At 39.1% G+C, this 21,028-nt stretch carries 17 protein-coding genes and 1 CRISPR repeat array; of the genes, 13 read left to right on the plus strand and 4 right to left on the minus strand.

Annotated features, from left to right (window positions below; translation table 11 throughout):
• Nucleotides 1-35: 35 nt before the first annotated feature.
• Nucleotides 36-316: a CRISPR direct-repeat array (repeat unit 28 nt; unit sequence GTTTAAATACTTATTGTGAAATGTAAAT).
• A gap of 333 nt (nucleotides 317-649) precedes the next feature.
• From CS921_RS11950 to CS921_RS11965, 4 genes are all read left to right on the plus strand, one after another.
• Entirely contained in the window at nucleotides 650-2,173 is a 1,524-nt protein-coding gene (locus CS921_RS11950) for a PTS fructose transporter subunit IIC (protein WP_099224179.1), read from the plus strand.
• A 27-nt stretch (nucleotides 2,174-2,200) separates the two neighbouring features.
• The gene (locus CS921_RS11955; protein WP_099224180.1) at nucleotides 2,201-2,653 is read left to right on the plus strand and encodes a PTS sugar transporter subunit IIA; all 453 of its coding nucleotides are present in this window, start codon (nucleotides 2,201-2,203) and stop codon (nucleotides 2,651-2,653) included.
• 99 nt (nucleotides 2,654-2,752) lie between these two features.
• Nucleotides 2,753-5,371, plus strand: coding sequence for a glycoside hydrolase family 38 N-terminal domain-containing protein (locus CS921_RS11960; protein WP_099224182.1), 2,619 nt, complete (start codon nucleotides 2,753-2,755; stop codon nucleotides 5,369-5,371).
• Between the two features lie 10 nt (nucleotides 5,372-5,381).
• Nucleotides 5,382-6,182 carry a MurR/RpiR family transcriptional regulator gene (locus CS921_RS11965; protein ID WP_205527783.1) on the plus strand — a complete coding sequence of 267 codons (801 nt, stop codon included), beginning with the start codon at nucleotides 5,382-5,384 and terminating at the stop codon, nucleotides 6,180-6,182.
• A gap of 244 nt (nucleotides 6,183-6,426) precedes the next feature.
• Here the strand turns inward: CS921_RS11965 and CS921_RS11970 are convergent, their stop codons facing one another.
• From CS921_RS11970 to CS921_RS11985, 4 genes are read right to left on the minus strand one after another with little or no spacing between them, the layout of a single operon-like run.
• Entirely contained in the window at nucleotides 6,427-7,344 is a 918-nt protein-coding gene (locus CS921_RS11970) for an ROK family protein (protein WP_099224184.1), read from the minus strand.
• A 21-nt stretch (nucleotides 7,345-7,365) separates the two neighbouring features.
• Nucleotides 7,366-8,232, minus strand: a complete 867-nt coding sequence (locus CS921_RS11975; protein WP_099224186.1) for an alpha/beta hydrolase — start codon at nucleotides 8,230-8,232, stop codon at nucleotides 7,366-7,368.
• Nucleotides 8,222-9,442 (minus strand): MFS transporter, encoded by a 1,221-nt coding sequence (locus CS921_RS11980; RefSeq protein ID WP_099224188.1) that lies wholly within the window; start codon nucleotides 9,440-9,442, stop codon nucleotides 8,222-8,224. The genes CS921_RS11975 and CS921_RS11980 overlap by 11 nt, the downstream gene beginning before the upstream one ends.
• Nucleotides 9,443-9,448: 6 nt before the next feature.
• Nucleotides 9,449-12,256 carry a family 78 glycoside hydrolase catalytic domain gene (locus tag CS921_RS11985; protein WP_099224190.1) on the minus strand — a complete coding sequence of 936 codons (2,808 nt, stop codon included), beginning with the start codon at nucleotides 12,254-12,256 and terminating at the stop codon, nucleotides 9,449-9,451.
• Between the two features lie 132 nt (nucleotides 12,257-12,388).
• Between CS921_RS11985 and CS921_RS11990 the strand changes: the two genes are divergently transcribed.
• From CS921_RS11990 to CS921_RS12030, 9 genes are all read left to right on the plus strand, one after another.
• The gene (locus CS921_RS11990) at nucleotides 12,389-13,507 is read left to right on the plus strand and encodes a helix-turn-helix domain-containing protein (protein ID WP_099224192.1); all 1,119 of its coding nucleotides are present in this window, start codon (nucleotides 12,389-12,391) and stop codon (nucleotides 13,505-13,507) included.
• A gap of 149 nt (nucleotides 13,508-13,656) precedes the next feature.
• Nucleotides 13,657-14,403 carry a DNA/RNA non-specific endonuclease gene (locus CS921_RS11995; RefSeq protein WP_099224194.1) on the plus strand — a complete coding sequence of 249 codons (747 nt, stop codon included), beginning with the start codon at nucleotides 13,657-13,659 and terminating at the stop codon, nucleotides 14,401-14,403.
• A gap of 397 nt (nucleotides 14,404-14,800) precedes the next feature.
• On the plus strand, nucleotides 14,801-15,991 hold the full coding sequence (locus CS921_RS12000) for a HEPN domain-containing protein (protein ID WP_099224196.1): 1,191 nt from the start codon (nucleotides 14,801-14,803) through the stop codon (nucleotides 15,989-15,991).
• Between the two features lie 53 nt (nucleotides 15,992-16,044).
• Nucleotides 16,045-16,569, plus strand: a complete 525-nt coding sequence (locus CS921_RS12005) for a hypothetical protein (RefSeq protein ID WP_099224198.1) — start codon at nucleotides 16,045-16,047, stop codon at nucleotides 16,567-16,569.
• Nucleotides 16,562-16,816: a hypothetical protein gene (locus tag CS921_RS12010; protein ID WP_099224200.1), complete on the plus strand. Its 255-nt coding sequence runs from the start codon at nucleotides 16,562-16,564 to the stop codon at nucleotides 16,814-16,816. Before CS921_RS12005 ends, CS921_RS12010 begins: the two co-directional genes overlap by 8 nt.
• A 61-nt stretch (nucleotides 16,817-16,877) precedes the next feature.
• Entirely contained in the window at nucleotides 16,878-17,966 is a 1,089-nt protein-coding gene (locus tag CS921_RS12015; protein ID WP_099224202.1) for an AbiH family protein, read from the plus strand.
• A 301-nt stretch (nucleotides 17,967-18,267) separates the two neighbouring features.
• Complete coding sequence (locus CS921_RS15740) at nucleotides 18,268-18,549, plus strand: recombinase family protein (RefSeq protein WP_240422358.1); 282 nt, start codon at nucleotides 18,268-18,270, stop codon at nucleotides 18,547-18,549.
• A gap of 276 nt (nucleotides 18,550-18,825) precedes the next feature.
• Complete coding sequence (locus CS921_RS12025) at nucleotides 18,826-19,686, plus strand: abortive infection system antitoxin AbiGi family protein (protein WP_099224204.1); 861 nt, start codon at nucleotides 18,826-18,828, stop codon at nucleotides 19,684-19,686.
• A 1-nt stretch (nucleotide 19,687) separates the two neighbouring features.
• Nucleotides 19,688-20,908 carry an abortive infection system toxin AbiGii family protein gene (locus CS921_RS12030; protein WP_099224206.1) on the plus strand — a complete coding sequence of 407 codons (1,221 nt, stop codon included), beginning with the start codon at nucleotides 19,688-19,690 and terminating at the stop codon, nucleotides 20,906-20,908.
• Nucleotides 20,909-21,028: the final 120 nt, after the last annotated feature.

Below are 21,028 nucleotides of genomic sequence, written 5' to 3' on the forward strand. Positions count from 1 at the left end.
TTGTTTCAGGAAGAAAGTGCACATAACCGACACGGGTTTAAATACTTATTGTGAAATGTAAATGGCTTTATATAGATGTGATTACTTACTATAATCGCGTTTAAATACTTATTGTGAAATGTAAATTTAATATAGAAGTTAATGCCCAGGTTAGCCAATAAGTTTAAATACTTATTGTGAAATGTAAATACGGTCGTTTACTATGTTCAAACGTGGGAAGAATGGGTTTAAATACTTATTGTGAAATGTAAATTCCTCTACTTCTTCTAATTTTGTCGCATATTTCATGTTTAAATACTCATTATGAAATGCAAATAATTGTGTGTTAAACTCACTGATTGCCTCGCTAGCGTTTAAATATTCATCATGAAAATTTTTCGTAATCTAATCACCAAACTTCTAAACGATCTCCCTCACTTAACCCCATACCAGTTCCCTATTCTCCCTCAATCCCCATCACACAACCCCCGTACTTTCCAAGGCCTCAAATCACCGCCCCACCCGCACAACCAAAACCACTTCCCTTGAAAAAAAATTCATCCACTCCAAAACATCTGAAAGTAAAACCAAAAATCGCGAAAACGATTTCAAATAAGAACGCTTTCTGCTAAACTGTCCATGATATAAATTATTTATGGATGGTGATAAAATGACAAAGAAAATCGTTGCTGTTACTGCATGTGCAGCGGGTATCGCCCATACTTACATGGCGGCTGAGTCAATCGAGAAAGCAGCTAAGAAACTGGGCTACGAGGCGAAAGTCGAGACGAATGGGGCCATTGGTGCCGAAAACGTTTTGACTCCTGAGGACATCGAACAGGCTGATCTAGTTTTGATCGCTGCTGATATTACGATCAGTCCAATCCGCTTTACAGGCAAACCGCTCTACGTGACGAAATCAATTCCTGCGATTGAAAATGCAGAGGCATTGATCGAAACGGCTTTTAAAGAAGCAGAAGTATTTGGGAAAAAAGGAACCAAAGTAGGGAAAATTCAAATCGGAAATGATAAAGAAAAGGTCAACTTCTTTACGCATATTATGAGCGGGATTTCCTACATGATTCCCATGGTTATTGCGGCTGGTCTAATTTTAGCCATCGCCAATGTCTATGCCTTCCAAAAAGATGACATGGGGCACATTGTCGATTGGGGCTTTAATACGAAAACAGCCATGGGTTACCTCATGTCGAAGCTGTTCTATGTAGGGCAAATTGGTTTCAAACTGATGATTCCACTGTTTGCAGGTTTTGTGGCCAAATCGATTGCCGATAAACCAGCGATTGCACCAGCCATGATTGGTGCCTATCTAGTCAATGACCCTGAATTCCTCGGAACAGAGGCCGGCGGGGGCTTCCTAGGCGCGATTGCCGTTGCTTTCATTGTTGGTTATATGGTAAAAGGCTTGAAGAAAATCAAATGGCCAAAACTTGTACGTCCAATCGTACCAATTATGATCATTCCATTTGTCGCAACTCTGGTTATTTCACTTATTGTTCTTTATTTGATCGGGATTCCGATTGCCAATGCGATGGATGCCATGTATTCAGGCTTAACAGATTTAAATAATAATTTTGCCGGAGCACCACTACTTATCGGGGCTGTCTGTGGAGCCATGATCGGCTTTGACCTCGGCGGGCCTGTCAATAAAACCGCTCTTATATTCGGAACCGCCATTTTTACAGATACGATGGCTCAGTACGGCATCAATGGTGCCAACTTTGTTCCTCAAACCGCTGTTCAAGCAGCTATCTCTGTAGCTCCGCTGGGCGTTTGGTTGGCAACAATTCTATTTAAAAAGAAATTTTCCAAAGAAGAAAAAGTGGCCGCGAGTGCAGCCTTTGGTATGGGTATCGTGGGTGTGACAGAAGGGGCGATTCCATTTGTCGCCGCCCAGCCCGTCCGGATGATTATTGCGAACGTAGTCGGGTCGGCAGTAGCCGGTGGACTTGCAGCCGCGACAGGATGTAAATTCTACGGCGGGATCGGTTCGCCGCTCGGGACATTTGTCGGCTATATTGAGCAGCCAGTGCCATTCATCACGTGGATATTATGTGTCGGTGCGGGGATTTTGACAACCGCCGTGTTGATCGGTGTGCTGCGCCGGGATGCAGTGGAATTTGCTTCCATGGCCCCGACAGAGGACGAGAGCAATTTGACCGAAGACCCAGCTTAAATAATCAATGAAAGTAGGAATTTTACCATGAATGAACAAGTTTTTAATCAAGCACACATTCTTTTTGATAATACCGCCACGACACAGGAGGAAGCGTTTAGAGTAATCGCTCAATTTGCTTACAAGTTAGGCTTTGTTGAGAACGAAGAGGCTTATTTTGAAGGATTGAAAGAGCGTGAAAACGAGGCGACAACAGGATTTAAAGACCATATTGCCATTCCGCATTGTAAACATCAAACGAATTTGAAACCGGGCATGTTTCTGGTCAAATTTGAGCATGATATTCCGTGGCAAGCATTAGACAAACAGCCAGTACGTGTGGCTTTTGCGCTGACAATTCCTTTAGAAGGGGCGACAGAGCATTTGAAACTGTTAAGTCTGATCGCGCGAAAACTGATTGACGATACTTTCAGGGAGGATATTTTAACCTCCAATGATCCGGAAAAATTAACACAAATCATTGATTCCATCGTCTTTTAAATAAGGGCTGGAGTAATCGCTACTCCAGCTTTTCATTTTTTGGCAGGACGGGAAATAGGATTGATGGGAAGCTTGAGAAGTGAAAGGAACGATGGCTTGATGAAAAAAAATGTACATGTCATTCACCATACGCATTGGGATTTTGAATGGTATTTTACGAATAATGAATCATTTGTTCAATTGACATACCATTTGGATGAAATGATCGAGGCGCTGGAGAACGACAAAATTGACCAGTATTTGCTGGATGGACAAATGAGCATTCTGGATGAATATTTTCAGTGCTTTCCGGAGCAAAAGGAACGGTTCAGCCGCTTAGTAAAAGCAGGTCGTTTGAAAATTGGTCCCTGGTACACGCAAACAGATGAGCTGATCGTGGCTGGCGAATCGATTGTTCGGAATTTAAACTTGGGGATGAATCTAGCAGAAGAACTAGGCGGCACGATGAAAATCGGCTATTTGCCAGACTCATTTGGACAAAGTAAAGATATGCCCAAAATTTATCGCGGCTTTGAAATGGAGCAGGCGGTCTTTTGGCGAGGGGTGGATAGTGAGCTGAGCACGGACAGAGAGTTTTACTGGGAAGCGGAAGATGGTTCCAAAGTGCTGACCGCAAATATCAGGAACGGTTATTTTGTTGGCGTTGGTCTGATCGAAAACGATGACTATGAGTCGTTGATGGCTGCCATAGAAGAAGGGGCGACGGGGGATGAGCTGGTTTTACCTGTGGGCGGAGATCAGCGCTACATTGATTTTAATTTGCGCGATCGCATGGAGCAGTACAATCGCCATTTAAGCGGCTATCAATTGCAAGAGAGCAGTTACGAGCAGTTTTTTGACGCGATTAAGGATCAACCATTAGCCACATTAAAAGGAGAATTCATTTCCAGCTCTGTCTCTAAAATTCACCGCTCGATTTATTCGTCGCGTTATGATCACAAATATTTGAATGACAAAATCGAACGCAGAATGATTTACCAAGTGGAGCCGCTGATGGTCATGGCGGAACAGTATCAAATCCCTTATAAAAAAGGACTTTTAGACCGCATTTGGAAATTACTAAGCAAAAATCAAGCGCATGATTCTGCTGGAGGTTGTAACAGCGACAAGACGAACCGAATCATCCGTGAGCGCTTTATTGAAGCTGACCAGCTGTCCTATTCGCTACTCGATTATTTGACGCGCAAACTGACGGAATCCAGAGCGGAAAAAACGGACTATGACATCACGATTTTTAACACTTTTCCATGGACTACTGAAAAAATCGTCCACTGTGAAATTTCAACACCATTTGAAGAAGTAACAGTGATGCAAAATGGTCGACCGGTTTCATTTGAAGTCTTAAACACCCGAAAAGAGTACAGCGGTTCGATTAGGCGGGCGGAGAATGAACAGGATCAAGATAAATATTTTTATGTCCATGAAATCGCGCTCGAGACGTCCATCCCATCTTTGAGCTTTGCCACATATCAAATAGTCGAAGCACCTGAGAAAGCAGTCTCCCATACGGAATCAGCCGCAGCACAGATGATCGAAAACGATTTTTATCAAGTCAGCTTTGAAAATGGTGCACTTCATATTTTGGATAAATTGTCGAACCGTACCTATCAAAATGTCTTGACCTTTGAGGACAGCGGGGATGAAGGCGACACATATGACTATTCGCCAGCCTATCATGACGACCAGTATGAACTAACACTAGAAGGGGCAAAAGTCGACACTAAGCGCCGGAAACTCTGGTCAGAAATGGTGCTTGGCGGAACGTGGCAGGTTGCGAAAGACTTGGAAGAAAGAGCCGCCAAAAAAAGAAGCCAGTCCATTCCGTATCAACTCATCATCACGCTGAAAAAAGACACCAATCACATTGCCTGCCAATTGGAACTTGACAATCGGGCCTGTGACCACCGAATGCGAGCGCTCATTGATACGCCACATGAAAATCATTTTTCCCATACAGATACCCCGTTTGGCACCATCAAACGAGTGGCAGAAGATCCGCATCTGCACAACTGGAAAGCACTTGGCTGGCGGGAAGAGCCGACTGCCATTTTCCCAATGCTGCACTATGTCAATACGCACGATGAAGATTCCAGCTGGACAATTTTTGCAAAAGGCATGAAAGAATATCAGTTGATTGGGGAGAACTACAGTCGAATCGCCCTTACTTTATTCCGTTCTGTCGGCTATTTAGGGCGGCCCGATTTGATTCGCAGACCTGGAGTGGCCTCTGGAAATGAGTTCAAATATATCCCGACCCCCGACAGCCAGCTGCTGGAGAAAATGAAATTCAAATTTGCAATCCAGCTTTCATCAGCCTATGAGCCGGCAAAAATTGCGCAGGATTATTTTGAATATGCAGTCCAGAATCCGTATTATCAAATCCAGGAATTGAACCGCTTTACCACCACCTTAAAATATTTTGTTTCGCACCCACTTGAGCAAGAAATCGCAGAAAAGGAAATGGTGGAGCTTACGTGCGACAAGCTGGTGTTCAGTTCACTTCGGAAAGCGGAGCAGAAGGACGGCATTGAAATCCGCGTGTATAATCCGAGTTTGACTAATGAGGTCGACGGCGCAAGCATTGATAGTAAAAAAGTCGTTTCGTATCAATTTGTAAATTTAAGAGGAAAACCGATGTCTGACTGTAAAAAAGCTGATAAAATAGAATTAGGAAATTTCAAGCCGGGGGAAATAAAGACCATATATATTTCTAATTAAGGAGCTAAAGATGAACATGCAGGAAGATATATTTATTTTGATTGAATCTTGTCGCTTAAACTTTACAAATGTCGAACAGGTTATTGCGGATTATTTTTTAAGCAAGAAGAAGCCGAAAAATATTAATCAATTGGCGGAAACTTTGGCTGTCTCAGAGTCATCCATCACCCGTTTTTGTAAAAAGATAGGCTTAAAAAATTACAAAGAATTGATCTTTTTATATAATCTTTCGTTAACTAAAGAAGAGACTGCCAGCGTGTCGGTCTCCTCTAAAGTGACGGCTGCATATCATTCGTTAGCCACACGAAGCAATCATCTTTATTCCAAGAAGGCACTCGATTCATTTTGCGAATATCTTCATCAGCGCCATATCATCCACTTTTTCGGCAAGGGCTTCAATTCCTATGCCGGGGCAGATTTCCAATTTAAATTCGCACGAGTGGGTAAATATGTACGCATCATAGCAGATGAAAATTCGATTCTTCTATCGTCGCATGCAGCAGCACTAGAAGAACTGATCATCGTGGCCAGTTTACGCGGGGACGACGAGGAGCTGATGAAAGCAATGAAGGCGGCAAAAGCAAAAGGAGTGCCGGTATTATTGATCACAGCCAACCAATATTCCCAGCTTTTACCATATGCAGATGTTGTGTTGCGGGCGGCCAGCCTGACAAAGGAAGAATCTCTAGGCTATGTTTCACCGCAAATTCCAATTTTAATGCAGCTGGACATGGTATATGAGCGCTATATTCATCTTTATTCAGAATCCCTCAGCAAGTGGTTTGAAGCGGAGAAGATTTTGCACAAGTAGAGAATATGCGTGTAAAAAGAAAGCAGATTTGTGCAGTTTGCGCAGGTCTGCTTTTTCTTGCTCCACAACAACATTCCACTCAGTTTTAACGAAGCAGTTTGAAAAGTTCTCTCACTAAATATTTCCTCTCTAAAAGTCCTCCCTCTCTACGCAATTAACAGCCCAATCCAAAAAGACGCACAAACAATCTGTTCATGCGCCCCACTCCCAATTATTCATCTCATTCATTCTTCATAAAAACGCATCATCTACACGCAATCTCATCTTTCCTATCCAACAAATGATAAACCGCACCAATCAAATTGGCATCACTTCCATAAGTTGCTTTGACGATATTCGGCCGGGAAATGGTTTCTTTCACAATCGGCAGCTCATCTATCAGCAGGTCATATTGCCTGTTCAAAGTTTCAATAACAATCGGCTGGTTACTGATTCCACCACCTATCGCAAAAATTGGCAAATCCAGCATTGCTTGAATATTTAATAACAGCGTCGCCAAATTTGTACAATAATCCATGAAAATTTGATTGACTTGCGGATGACGTTGCGAGCGGATCTCTTTAAAAATCACCTTGCCATCTGTGTCAGCCGGAAGCGAGAGAACGTCACTGATTTGGCTGATCAGATTAACAGACGAACAAGAAGTGCCGACTAGTTTATCCATCCCTTTCGCTTCGGGACGGCCGATCATGAAACTCACCTCACCGCACTGACCATGCGTGCCTCGACTAATTTTTCCATCAAGAATTACGCCGCACCCCACACCAGTACCTAAAACAAGCACAGCCCCACTTGGAAAACCAGCTAAGCTTCCCAGCCAGTATTCAGCCAGTGCACAAGCCTTTGCGTCATTTTCTATCTCTACCGACAGCTGGTATTTTTGCGAAAGCAGCTCTTTTAAATTGCAGCCGTGAAGAAACGGCAATGCGCCCCCAAAAGAAATCATCCCCGTTTCTGAATCGATTTTTCCAGGCGCACTGATTCCAATGCCCGAAATTTGCGCCTCAAACTGATCCACAATCCCATAAAGGGCAGCGAGAAAATCAGCCAAGTTGCAAGCTGGCGTGGCGATTTGATCTTTGAGAAAAATTTCCCCGTTCTTTTCTAATAATGCATATTTGATGTTGGTCCCGCCAATATCAATACCTAGTAATTTAGACATTTACTTACTCCTAACAACCATTCATTTAAAAAAATCAGCTATCTTATCAAGTGCTTTTTCCGTTTCCGGCATATCAAACAGGATAAATACATGGAAAAGGTCCCGCCAAATATCCAATGAGACATCTGTTCCGGCCTGCTGACACAAGGTATAAAGAACTTTTGCATGATCTAATTTAACCTCTTCACTGCCGCAGTTGATTTGGAGTTTTGGAAATCCAGTAAAATCGCCATATATCGGGGAAATCAAAGGGTCTCTTTTTTCCGGCTCATCAAAATAAGGAACAGGATCACCGGCTCCGATCAGCATAGGGTCGCGTTCAGAATGCGTGAATTCTGACGGCAAGATACTGAGTTGAGACATAACCGGTGAAAAGACGGAAACTTTTTCCGGTAAAGCCAGATTTTTAGCTTTGCGATCCAGCACAAGTGTCAAGGCAAGTGTCGCCCCGGCCGATTCTCCAAACACATAAATTTTTTGATAACGTTTTTCCAGCCAAGTATAGGCCGCTACGACATCTTCGTGAGCCTGTGGATGCCGCGCTTCCGGCCATTGCGCGTAGTCAACAGAGAAAATATCAAACTCAAGCCGCTTCAACAATTTGAAACAAATGCCCTGTCTTGATTTGACCGAACCCGTCGCATAGGCACCACCGTGCATGAAAAGCAGGACAGATTCACTTGCTTCTTTTGTGCGATATAATTCCCCCGCAACGCCATTTTCGGCAATATTTTCCAACTGAATATCAGCCGGCGTTTCAACCGCATTGCCTTCATCTGCATCTTTTCGAGCATGGGCGGCAATTTCTGGTGTTAATGGGAATTTTTGACCAGGTTTGATGAAGTTTCGAGAAAAAGTAATCGCTTCTTGGGCTTCTTTACTTAACATTTGTATGCACCTCATCCAGCAGATTTCCCTGTGGTTCATGGTATCTGATTTTTTCAAAGTTCATGCCCGCAATCGTTGCCACAACAAACAGGATGGCGAAAATAATCATACCGACAAAATAAGTAAATGTGGCCGATTGATTATGAAATACATTGGCAAACATTTCAGTGACATACGGAGAAATGAGTGTACCGACATTCGCACAAGTAATCGCGACGGAGGTTGAAAAAGCCACTTGCCGCATGGATGTGAATGAACTGATCAGCGTAATCATAGAAGCCATAAAAATCGAAACGGACATCCCAACTAATACAACCGCCACACCACTTAGGAAAAGAGAGTGCGAGAAGGAAAGCATGGCATAAGAAATCGCTGCAAAAGCAAGCCCAATCGCCATCGAATAGCGGTGCCATCTTTTTTGAATCACCATAAAGAGAAATCCACCCGCTGCCATCGCAAATGACATAATTCCCAGTAAAGTACTTGCATCCGAAAGCGTCCCGTAGCCTTCTGTCATCACAAGCGTTGCAAATTTAGTTGGAATAAAAGCAAATGTTGTATTGAAAAGAAAGGCAAAGAGCGCGAGTATCCAAATTTTCCCGTCGATTTTCTTGCTTGTTTGAGCGAACGGTGCTTGAGGAGCATGTTGATCCGCTTGATTTTTAGACAGGTTTGGAATGTAGAAAGCTGCCAGCAGTAAAATTGGTAAAGCGATCAAGTAGACAAAATAAGGCGCTTGCCAGCCGCTGCCAATCAAGATGCCCACTGCATACGTAATCGCAAACATGCCGAGCCCTTGGAAAACGCTAGATAGACCGAGCATTCTTTGCTGTTCCGTGCCTTCAAATAGTTGAATGATCAGGGATTGGGAGAAAGAAGCAATCAAGCCAGTTCCTAGACCAATGAAGATACGAGAAATAAAGATTAGCGGGAAATTCATCGTTAAAGCGGGAATAATTCCGGAGATTAAAATCAAGAACAGCCCCGTCAAAATGGTGTTTTTTATCCCAATCTTATCCGCAACAAAATTACTTAACGGGGTGAAAAGAATGATTCCCAGTGAAGGAATAGTCATCAATAGTTCGATTGTTGTCGGACTGATAGAAGAGAAGGACTCCATCATCAAAGGAATGGTTGCAGCCGTTGCCCCGGCACTTACCGTAAATACGGAAAGACATAAAATGGACAGCTTCATCAAAAGTTTTTTCATGTTTGTTTACTTCCTCTCTAAATTTTCTACTGTGTATTGCTTGAAAGCCGCATTGATTTGCTGAATATCTTCTTTTGTCAATTCAGGAAAACCAATCCCTTTCATTTCGTTACTCAATTGAATCAGTGAATATTTTTCAAAATTGGCCATGTTATTTGGCGCGGTCAAAAATCCCCAAAACGGCACATAATCAGCTATCTTTTCCACAAGCTCCTGATTTTGATTAAAGGCGTGGAGGGGCGAATAGATGGTGGGCGAGGAGATGAAAGGTGTTTCCGGCTCATATTCAATGACATATTTGCCAGCACTTAAAATAGCTCCGTTTGAAAATTGCCCGTTTTGAGTCGACCATGAGTGGGTATTCGGCATCCTCACTTGGGCTGTCACGCCGAATGGAACCAGTAGCTCGACTTGAACCTTGTCGCCAAATGGATTCATAATTTTCCAGCTGAGTGATAGCTTGTCACCATTAATCGCCGTGCAGCCCGAAACTTGCCGGAATCGCGGTGTTATGCCCGGATGAATGAGCACTTCCTGACGCGACTTCTGCTGAATGCCAAGCAAATGCTCATAGCCCCATTCCATCACGGAGCCAGTTGAATAGTGGTTTAGCGAGTTCATGCCATTTTCAGCAATTTTGCCCTCAGCATCCATGGAATCCCAGCGTTCCCAGATGGTAGTGGCGCCTTTTTCCACCTGATAAAGCCAGCTAGGGTAATCGGTATTCAAAAATAATTGACAGGCCAGTTCATGCTCGCCGTATTGGGAAAGAACAGGAAGCAGAAGAGCCGTCCCGACAAATCCGGTCGTCAAATGGTTGCCGTTTCTGGCGATTCGTTCGACTAATTTTTTCACAAGTTTGTTCGTATGTTCTTCCGGTGCTAATTGGAATTTCAGGCAGACAGCTAAGCCGGTCTGTGTATCCGTAATCAGCCGACCATTTTTTGTGAAAAATTCCGCCTGAAAAGCTTCTTTGATTTTGCCAGCCAGAATTTTGTAATAGTCGTGTTCTCTTTTCTTGCCCAAAATTTCGGCCGTTTTCGACACGATTTGACAAGAATGGTAGTAGTAGGCACTGGCAATCAGATCGTCCGGCGTCCTACCTTTTAGTCGCATAATATCTTCCGTATCAAGCGCCAACCAGTCACCTAGCTGATCTGAGTCCAGCCATAGAAATTCATTGCGGCTTTGTTTCGCTTGTTCATGAATCCAGTCCACCCAAGACATCATCGCTCCGAAGTTTTGTTTCAAAATGGCCGGATCATTCGTCCGTTCATATTGGACCCATGGAATAATCGTTGCCGCATCGCCCCAAACGGCCTTTCCGCCATCAGTGCCATGAATAGCCGGTGCATATAAAGGCACGCGTCCTTCATTCAAACTTTGTTCAACCGCTATTTCAAAGGCAAATCGTTGAAAGAAGGAATAAGTGTCCATATTATAGCTGGCTGTTTTCGCAAAAATGGCCGCATCCCCCGTCCAGCCGAGCCGCTCATCCCGTTGTGGGCAATCTGTCGGGATATCAACAAAATTGCTCTTTTGTCCCCACATCACATTTTGGAACAATCGGTTGACATCTTGTCGATCGGTTTCAATATGCCCAATTTCCTGCATATCTGAGTACAAAGCCCGGACAAAAAAGTCTTCTTCTGCAAAGGACTCAAAACCTGTGATTTTCGCATAGCGGAAACCAAAATAAGTAAAGTGAGGTCTAATCCATTTTTCCGTTCCGTCACTCACATAAGTGAAAGCTGCTCTGGCAGAACGTAAATTTTGCGTATATAGATCACCGTCTTGCAGCAACTCCCCGAATTCGATTGAGATTTTATCCCCTTTAGGAAGCCGATTAGCAAAAAAAAGCCAGCCGGACAAATTTTGCCCAAAGTCCAATATTTTCTCGCCAGTTGCTAGTGTCAGAACCTCTTTCACTTCAAAACGTTCCTGCAGTTTGACGGGCGGACTAAGGCGGTCAAGCAGATATTTCGTTTCTGGCTTTTTCTGCACGACTGGCAGCAAGACATGCTGGTCGGTAAGATCGTCCACATCTTCCCCGTAATAGATACCAGAATGTGTGATTTTAGAAGGCCGGCACTGCCAACTGTCATCCGTTATTAGGACATGTTCTTCCTCATTTTCATCGATATAATGAATTTCTGCGAGAGCCATCAAGTCATCCCCGTAGCTGTTATCACTGCCACCATGCGGAGTAATCCCGATTTTACCGCGATACCAGCCGTCCCCAAGCATGATTTTAAAAGTATGTTCACCAGCCTGTTGAAAAGCAGCCGTCAAGTCGTGCGTCGCCCACTGGACATAGTAATGGTAGTTTGTAAATCCTGGCGCCAGACACTCATCGCCAATTTTTTCTTCATCTAGATAACACTCATATACGCCAAGCCCGGTGACATATAAGCGCGCCTTTTTCACGCCGTGAGGGAGATGGATTTTCTTTAAAAGTTCGATGCCATGCCAATCATTATTTTCCGGACCGATCCATTTTGCTTGAACGGGGGAATCAAGCAGCCCTGTCTCGAACCACGTTTCTTTCTCCAACTGTTTTTCTTCATATTTAAGTCGCATTTGAACCCGGTATCTTGTCCGCGGTTTCAGAACAAGGTCAGGCTGGAAGATCAAATCATCCGCTTTTTCCCAATCAGATTGAAAGACCAGTTCTTGATGATCATAAATCAGCAGCATCTTTTGCAAATCGCTAGGATAACAGCCGGCTTCCAGAATGCCATTGATGAAAAGACTGTCAAATTTATATCCTAGGGGATTTTCCATGTGATTAATCTCAATTTTTTTGAACTTCATTCATGGTCCTCTCCTTCATAAATAAAATAATAGTAAACGTTTACAAATGAATTATGCTATAATGTGAACAGTGCTATTAAACAATTACTGTTTTTATTATACGATTACTGCTTTATTTAGGAGTGAAAAATTGTGGAGTTGATTGAAAGCCAACTAAATAGCTTTAGCATTTCAACCAATTTATCTGTCTTTATTTATGATTTACAAGAGGAAAAAATGACCAAAATCAAAGCTTCGGGTGAGCCTGAAATCACGGAGACAATCCTTCGATATATCGTAGCCAGTTCTCAGGAGAAGGGAAATGACATTTATTTTTCAAAACAGCAGGAATATCTAGGTTATGTTAAATTAGGCAGGCAGCTTTTTATCTGTTTATCCAGTAATAATGAAAAATCATTTTACAGCTATTTGAAAAAAGACAATCTTTCTAACTTAAACTCGGCGCAATTCAGAGAGCAGTATCGTCTTTTTTGTTTTTTGATTACGAAAAAATGGATGGATGTGCCAGAAAGTCATATTTTGTCCGATTTAGACTTCGCCTCGCATACTTACTCTATGAACAGCCACTATGATGAGCCGCATTTATTTTATACGGGCTTTTTGACCGAGCAGGAGATGCTTTTGGCAGTGGAGCGGGGGAATGTGAAGGAATTTAATCGCATTTATCCCTATTTTATGTCGCTGGGGAATTTTGGCGTTTTGGCCAGTGATGATTTGCGCAGTAAGAAGAATTTGACGATTGCAGCGACGACCTTGTTTACGCGGGCTGCTGTAAAAGGAGGCATGTTTGCGGAAAATGCCTATGCGCTAAGTGATGACTGTATTCAGAAGTCAGAGAAACGAGAGCAGATTGAAAATGTGTACGAGTATACCCGCAAAATTGGCGAGCTATTTGCCGAGCGAGTCGCGCGAATCAAGCGCCAGAACCTGCCAACACTCATTTATCGGACGCAGGAATACATTTACGACCATTTAGCCACGATCAAAAATATTGAAGAAATCGCGGAAAGTTTAAATTGCAGCGAGTCCTACCTGATGCACACATTTAAACAAACAACCAATCAAACGATTATGACATTCATCAATCAACAGAAGCTTGAAGAAGGCAAGCGGCAATTATTATTTACAGATTTAAGCATCCAAGACATTTCGGTTAGTTTAGGCTTTAAGTATCAATCGCAATTTTCCCGATTTTTTAAAGCGCAGATGAAGATGACCCCGTCGGAATATCGAGATAATCGACGTTTTTAAGAGAAGCGTTTTCGGAGCTTTGAATTTCATATGAGGAAAAACTTTTGATCGGGCAAAAAGAAGAAAATGAGGGAAACTTTTTGGGATAAAGAACTTGACAGAGTGAAGAAAGTTTAACAAAATTTAATATACAGGAAAGGTGGCAAACCATGAAAAAGCAGACGAAAAAGCGGCGACAGCAGAAGAAAAAATTAATCAGTACAATCATCGTTGCGGCCATTATCGCGATTACAGGCGGTAGTTATATTGAATTTGAACAAGGCGGATTTGATTTCCTGCATGAAAGCCAGCAAGCGAAAAGCAGCACAACCAACAAGACAAAAACCGAACTGGCGAATCTTACATACGAAGGCAATCAAATTGTTGAAATAAATGGGAACAAAACGACATTCACAGAAGAAGAACTAGATGTGAATCAGGAACCTAGCCAGACGTTTTCTGATTTAGATCAGTATAATCGAGTCGGCGAAGCAAACGCAGTCTTAAATAAATCGATGATGCCAACAGAAGAGCGCGAATCCTTATATATCGACCCGACTGGATTTAAGAACAAAAAAATCTCCACAGGATGGCTTTATAATCGCTGTCACCTGATCGGCTTCCAACTCACCGGCGAAAATAACAATATAAAAAATCTAATGACTGGCACACAAAGCTTCAATACCCCTTGCATGTTAGAATACGAAAATCAAGTAGCCGATTATTTAAAACAGACAGGCAAAAATGTCCGCTACCGAGTCACCCCAATTTTTAAAGATGACGAACTAGTCGCGCGAGGTGCCCAGCTCCAGGCTAAAAGTATGGAAGATGATGGCCTAGAATTTAATGTGTATATTTTTAATGTCCAGGATGGCGTGACGATTAATTATCAGGATGGGTCGTCGAAAGTAAACTGAGTACATGTGATTGTGCTATATGTCAAAAAATCATTTGATAAAGGCGGTATTAGGGCGTAGTGGGATCGGATTTAAACGATTTTGGTACTCTGCTAAAAAGAGGCATTGCTTAGCATGAAGCAGTGCCTTTTTCTTGTGAAAAAATTGTTTTAAATGTAAATTGACAGTTATTTCACAATGTTATATGATGGAACGGAAGAGAATCCTGACCTTCATAGCTTGTCAAATGAATTCCTTCTTTCTGACAAGCTATCCCTCTCTGCCAACAGGGAGGGGCTTTTTTGAATAATAATATAGAGTAACTGCTAATAATGGAGGATGGCAATGACTAGATTGAATAAAAATATTTTCAATAGTTGCGTTTTTAGGATCCCTCCTTACAAAAGGAGGAGTCCTGATGAATAACGATGATTTAAAGAAAAAGATTGAACAAATTGTAGATGATTATATATGCTTTAGTGAAGAAGAAAGAGTAGAGAAATCAATTAGAAGATATACTTTGTGTAATCTTCAAGTCTTTATAGGTTATGACTTCAATAAAGAACTGTATGCTATTTATTGTACGATACCTGAATGCAGTAAAGGGAAAGCTTTTGATGTATTTAAGAAGGAGATAGAGAAAATTTGTTGTTCAGAGAAAGATATTGTTTCTGGAATAATGGATTACATAAAAGAATTGAAAGAAGCATCGCTTAAGGATTTTGCAGTTCTTTCTTCTATTAAAGGCTTAAAAATGAACTGTATTAAGAAAAGTTTTGGTGAATTTCAAATTATTAAAACTCCGGAAGGTAAAGATATCATCACTAGTATGGGACATATGCCTACTAAATTTTTTGATGAATGGTTTGAAGCTCAATCACAAGAAAAAATGTTCTTATGTATCAAAATAAGCGCTCAAGACTATAATTCGGCAATAGCAATGGCAAAGCCAAAGTTTGAAGAATTTAACGCCATTATGAAATTCCTTTTAGCAGGATCAAAATACAGGGATGTATATACTCTGCAACCAGATCCATATGGCATTGACTACATCGTATTAGAACCTTCAAGCTCTTATAAGAAGGACACTGTAGATAGGAGTATCCACCTAATAAATGCTGAAAGTACATCGCTAAATAATAATTTATCAAGAAAAGTATGGGAACTACAAAAAAAGAAAAGAAACCAAAAAGAAGAACGAATTTTTAATGCAATTATATGGTGCGGGAAAGCCATGCGGGATCAGGATCAGAAGCGTAGTTTTGTACAACTTTGTTTTGCGTTAGAAACACTATTACAAGTAGAACAATCTGGTAGAGGCAGTGTTGTAACTCCTTCGGTGATGAATACATTATCAGAAAATGCGGCATTTATATGTGGGAATGACTATGAAGAGAGAATGAAAATTTCAAAACAAGTAAAAAATCTATATAGTAAAAGATCGGCAATAGCTCACGGAAGAGAGCAAGATATTTCTGAATTTGATGTAGATGAAATGCGGCTTTTGATTGTTCAGATAATTACTGAATTATTGTGGGGAACAGAATTTGAAAATTTAGAACGCATAGAACAATTAATCGATAAAATTAACAAGAAAAAATTCTCATGACAACTAATAAAATTTTAAAAGTGTAAGTCATAAATTAAAAGTAGGTGAAGATGATGTTTGATATGCGGCCAAGTGTAACTAAGATAAATTTTTATCGTCAAGGAAGAGGATACGAAGAGGATGTTACAGTAAGGGAGATTAAACTTGAGAATGATGAAGAAAACTTTGAGTTAGGTTTTGAGATGACTCTTGCAGGATTAGATTTCTTGAAAACACCAAAAGAGCTTATTGGAGATGATGATTCTCAATATAATCCCTTCTATTTATATTTTATTCTCTATCTTCAGCGGGGGCAAAGAGATAACAAAGTTATTTCTTTTAACAGTCGATATGTAACTGAAGATGAATTAAAGATGGGAAACCTAGATATTTCTTTCACAGTAACGAAATTTTTGAATCGTAAAGAGGATGATGGACTAGATTACAATATGGATTTTATAACTTCTATGCTCCATTTTAGTGTGTTTTATTCCTATGAAGAAAATGTTGAAGATATTAGTCAATATATTAATAATCCATATTTAACTCTCTTTAGTACTAAAATCCCCTATATCGTGGAGGGGATTTTAAATGAGTGAAGTTAGGTTTATTCCCAATAGAGAGGGAGAAACATTTAAACAAACAAGCTTCATTTCAGAACGAGAGTTTGATGCAACTAAAGATCATCTTATTGAGAAAATAAATACGGTTCAGAATGAACTTGAAAAACTACAAAGAGAATTAAAAGAGGCTGAAAAGCAAAAAAAAGTAAATAGTAATAATAGTATTACAAGTATAATCTCAGGGATAGCTGTGATAGTTGCTATTATAGGTATATTTGTTTGATTTAAAAAATACACACATTATCGTCAAAATAGACAAATAGTATACCTGAAAGGAATATAAAATGATAGAAGTCACGTTTTTAATAGGAAATGGTTTTGATATTTTACATGGAATGAAAACGACTTATAGTAATTTTTATGACTATGCTGAGAAAACTTTTAATGAAGATAAAATTAAAAGTAATTTCTTTTATAATCAAATAAAAGAAGATGTTTCAAAGTGGTCTGATTTTGAACTGGCTATGGGTCTATCAACTTTTGATGGTGTTTCTTTTAAAGATAAATTAAATCTAGCAAACGATACAAAAACAAATTTAAATAAAAAAGAATTTAATTCTGAGGAATTCATGAACTCGCTGCAAGAATTTCGCATGGATTTTCAATCATATTTGAGCGCTGAACAAAAACGCATTCAAATTCCTAATATTGAGGATTCATTAGTAACTTTCTTTAAAGATCTTAAACCAGGGGCATTAAAAGATGTTAACAACCTTTTTAATCAACAGGGAGGAGATATTAAATTCAATTTTATTACCTTTAATTATACTAGCTTACTGGAATTAACTTTGAATAAAGTAAATTGGATAAATGTATCTAATCGGGCACGAGAAATTTTTCCCAGTTTCAAATTTCAGATTATACTTGGTGAGATTGAGTATGTCCATGAGAGAATTGGATCAGGAACATTTTTAGGCGTAAATGATGCTAGTCAGATTAATGTAGAAAGGTTCAAAGAGGAGGATGCACAGATAATAATCAAGCCTTATTTGATTAGAGAAAATGATCGCTATAAAATAGATCAATTAACGACAATGATTAAAAGATCAGGGTTGCTGATAATATTTGGTATGTCATTAGGGGAGACAGATAAGCTGTGGTGGGAAGAGATACTTGGTTCTATGAAAAGCCTAGACTCCTCTCAACTTCTTTTAATTCATTATTATGATAGTAATAAAAAATCATTGACAAGAAATAATCCTCGTCAATATTTTGAGATGCAAAAAAATATTAGAAATTTGATTCTTAGATATGATAAATCTGAAAATTTAAAGGAGGTAGAGCGAATTATGACATTATGCAATAATGATAAAATTTTTAAACATATTGATAGGAAGGAATATAGAGGACATACTGTGGATACAAGGTTTTAAATCGCAATAATGAAAGTGTCCAGAAATCATAATTTCTGGACTTTTTTTAATCCAACGAAAGAATGCGGCTTTTCACGCATCAAATCACTTGTTTTTTGTCTATAATAATAAGTATAGATTATTGTATATTTTGGACGTTGAGAAGGTGAGATTTTGAAATTAGGATATGCGATAGTTAGTACAGTTGGCCAAGATTTAGAAATGTAGATTGAAAAGCTAAAAGAAATCAATATTCAAGATGATTATTTATTGAAAAAAATCTGGAACAACAATCAGGAATCGAGAAGAGTTAGAGAAAATCATCAAGCAATCTAGAAAAGGCAATCATATTTATGTGACTAAAATTGATCGGTTGGCCAGATCTATTATTGATTTGAATGGAATTATTCAGCGATTTAAAGAAAAAAGTGTTAATGTCACATTTTTGGATAACAATATGACCTTTGGATCTGATACTGAGAATGATCCTATGCAACGGTTACTTTTCAATGTTTTAGGATCGTTCGCAGAATTTGAACGTGATATGATTGTCAATCGAACAGGAGAGGGGCGACAACGAGCATTAAAAGCTGGCAAAAAATAAGGTAGAAAGGGACAACAGGATACCGAAGTAAAGAGAGCTATTGAACTTTGGAAGAATAAGAAACAAAATGGATTAGCCATTTCGGATATCGTGAAAATGACAGGTGTTCCAAAAGCAACTCTTTATAAGAAATTGAAAGAAAATAATTTATAATTAATAATAAAAAAAGATTTTAGAGTACTATTTTTAATATTAAATTTGAATACAGCATAGTGATATAATGAACAAATAGTATTATTAATATGCATGCATATAGAAGGGATGTCTTAGTGAATAATGACGGATCAGAAAAAAATAATTGATGTGGGAAGTCAAGATAACTATTTTGAATATCATCAGAGTGCTAATACGTTATTTCATTTTATGGGCAAATTAGAATATTTGTTATTAAGCCTAAAAAAAATATGTTTATTTCCTCGATATGTATTAGAAAATGTAGAATATTTGAACCTAGAGTATAAAGAGAAACAAATAAAGTGGGTATCGTTTCCAATGCTTTGTTTTTGTGATATAAATTTTCATATGCTTTCAATGCATGCTGAAGGTAATCCTTTAAATGGTAATAGGGATGGTTATGGAACATATGGGTTAGGACTAGATAAGAAATGGTGTGAGCAAAATGGTCTTCAGCCTATTTCTTATCTGAATGGAAAGGCTTCTCAAACGGAATCACTGCGATTATTATTCAATAGAGGATTAGATTTAAGGGCGCAAAAGAAATTTGATGAGTCCAACGAAGATCTGTATGATTTTATTTTTACTCAAGTAGCTTTATCTAAACCTTTAGGCGGGAAAATGAGGAAAGGGGAAAACGAAGTACAAAAAAACTTTCATGATGAGAGAGAATGGCGATTTCTTCCTAATCTAGAAGGCTTAAGTTCACCAGAGTTTCTAAATGACGTAACAGACCCACAATACATGGATTATGCATCTCAGAGGGACTTATCAAGTGGGTTGCAAGTGGAAGAGGGGACCCATTTGAAGCTTGAAATAGATATTATTAAATATATTATTGTGAAAAGTGAAGACGACAGAGCTGAGGTAATTACTCTATTGGATAAACAATTTTCAAGAAGCAAGGCATTAGGAATGGCTTCAAAAATAGTTGTGTATGATCAAATGGTAAAGGACTGGTAGAATGAGATTTAGAAATAGTTTTAATGAGAACGAAAGTGGAAAAAAAATAGCGCCCGATGTTTATGAAAAATTCTTAAATAGAGATTTGCCACCTAATGTTCATTATGTTACTACTAATAATCAAGAATTCTTCTTAGTACCTAAGGATGAAGAAGGGATACTTAAGTTCAAATTTAAAATAAATGTAAAAGAACTGTTTGGTGATGTGGAGATTGCTTCAGCTAAAGATCTTGAGGAACTTTTGTATCGAACTCAAAAGATAGTAGAGGGGAAGACAAAGGATGTTATACCATCAATTGGGGAAGATGTGATAGATCTTGATAAGATGGTTAAGATATTTGGTGAAAATGTTGAATTTGAGAATGGTAATTTTATTATAAAACCAGCCTCTTTCCCACCTCCTTTTAATATGAATTATAAATTAGGTGATAAGAACTATTCCTTAAAATTGGTACAAAAACCTTATCAAAGCTTGACTGAGGTATTAATAGAATCAGTAGACGAAGATATTTTTCATTTTAAGTTTAAACTCTCTCACAATGATCAATGTAATGATGAACGTATTAATATGAAAATTAATGTTAGTTATAATTTTAATAATGCAGACTCTCTGGATAGTATTATAAGGCAAAAAGAAAAGTTGATTAGTTATAGCTCTGGATATATGGAAATTTTTGGAACTAGCATAGAATTAAACGATGGAGAAAGAGATGAAAATATCCCAAAACTTGTTGATTTTTATGAGAAGCTCCAGGCTATTTCAACTACCCTAGAAAGGGAATTCGATATTAGTAAAATAATAATGAAATCAGATTTTATAAACATGAATAAATTGTATTATTCATTTGTAAAAGATAAATACTATTATTTTCCTGAGTTAGTTGAGAAATTTAATTTGTTTTTTGGGGAAGAATTCTCACCTGACGAGTTCTTGGATAAGAATATGGCTATTACAGGATTTGATGAGGTAGAACTCAAGTTATTAGGTCAAACATTTCAACTAAATGAACAATTTATTTTTAAGAACGCTAGGTATCTACCAACACAAAATGAAGATAATCTTGGCAATAAATTGGTATTCGAGGCATTAGATGACAAAATTCGATATCAGAAATTATTTGAGAAAGAGAACCCCCCTAAAACTATAGATTTTAATGAACTTATACTCCACCTAAATGAAGCATGTGAGATAAAATTAGAAGAAAAGAATTTAAGTGAATAAAACATAATGTCTATTAAAGGAAGTACATTCTGTCAAATGTTATTTTTTCTAATGAAATCAAAGCAGTTCATCATTTATGAGCTGCTTTTTTCATTGCAAAAAAAGCGGGTTTTTCATACA

Source organism: Listeria costaricensis, assembly GCF_900183385.1.
Lineage (GTDB): Bacteria > Bacillota > Bacilli > Lactobacillales > Listeriaceae > Listeria > Listeria costaricensis.

Coding starts and splice junctions, on each gene's coding strand:
- CS921_RS11975 (WP_099224186.1), bottom strand. CDS start 8,232: ATGTTAAGTAAAGAAGCCCAAGAAGCGATTACTTTTTCTCGAAACTTC.
- CS921_RS11985 (WP_099224190.1), bottom strand. CDS start 12,256: ATGAAGTTCAAAAAAATTGAGATTAATCACATGGAAAATCCCCTAGGA.
- CS921_RS11960 (WP_099224182.1), top strand. CDS start 2,753: ATGAAAAAAAATGTACATGTCATTCACCATACGCATTGGGATTTTGAA.
- CS921_RS12030 (WP_099224206.1), top strand. CDS start 19,688: ATGAGATTTAGAAATAGTTTTAATGAGAACGAAAGTGGAAAAAAAATA.
- CS921_RS11955 (WP_099224180.1), top strand. CDS start 2,201: ATGAATGAACAAGTTTTTAATCAAGCACACATTCTTTTTGATAATACC.
- CS921_RS11965 (WP_205527783.1), top strand. CDS start 5,382: ATGAACATGCAGGAAGATATATTTATTTTGATTGAATCTTGTCGCTTA.
- CS921_RS12005 (WP_099224198.1), top strand. CDS start 16,045: ATGTTTGATATGCGGCCAAGTGTAACTAAGATAAATTTTTATCGTCAA.
- CS921_RS11950 (WP_099224179.1), top strand. CDS start 650: ATGACAAAGAAAATCGTTGCTGTTACTGCATGTGCAGCGGGTATCGCC.
- CS921_RS11970 (WP_099224184.1), bottom strand. CDS start 7,344: ATGTCTAAATTACTAGGTATTGATATTGGCGGGACCAACATCAAATAT.
- CS921_RS12025 (WP_099224204.1), top strand. CDS start 18,826: ATGACGGATCAGAAAAAAATAATTGATGTGGGAAGTCAAGATAACTAT.
- CS921_RS12015 (WP_099224202.1), top strand. CDS start 16,878: ATGATAGAAGTCACGTTTTTAATAGGAAATGGTTTTGATATTTTACAT.
- CS921_RS11995 (WP_099224194.1), top strand. CDS start 13,657: ATGAAAAAGCAGACGAAAAAGCGGCGACAGCAGAAGAAAAAATTAATC.
- CS921_RS11980 (WP_099224188.1), bottom strand. CDS start 9,442: ATGAAAAAACTTTTGATGAAGCTGTCCATTTTATGTCTTTCCGTATTT.
- CS921_RS12010 (WP_099224200.1), top strand. CDS start 16,562: ATGAGTGAAGTTAGGTTTATTCCCAATAGAGAGGGAGAAACATTTAAA.
- CS921_RS12000 (WP_099224196.1), top strand. CDS start 14,801: ATGAATAACGATGATTTAAAGAAAAAGATTGAACAAATTGTAGATGAT.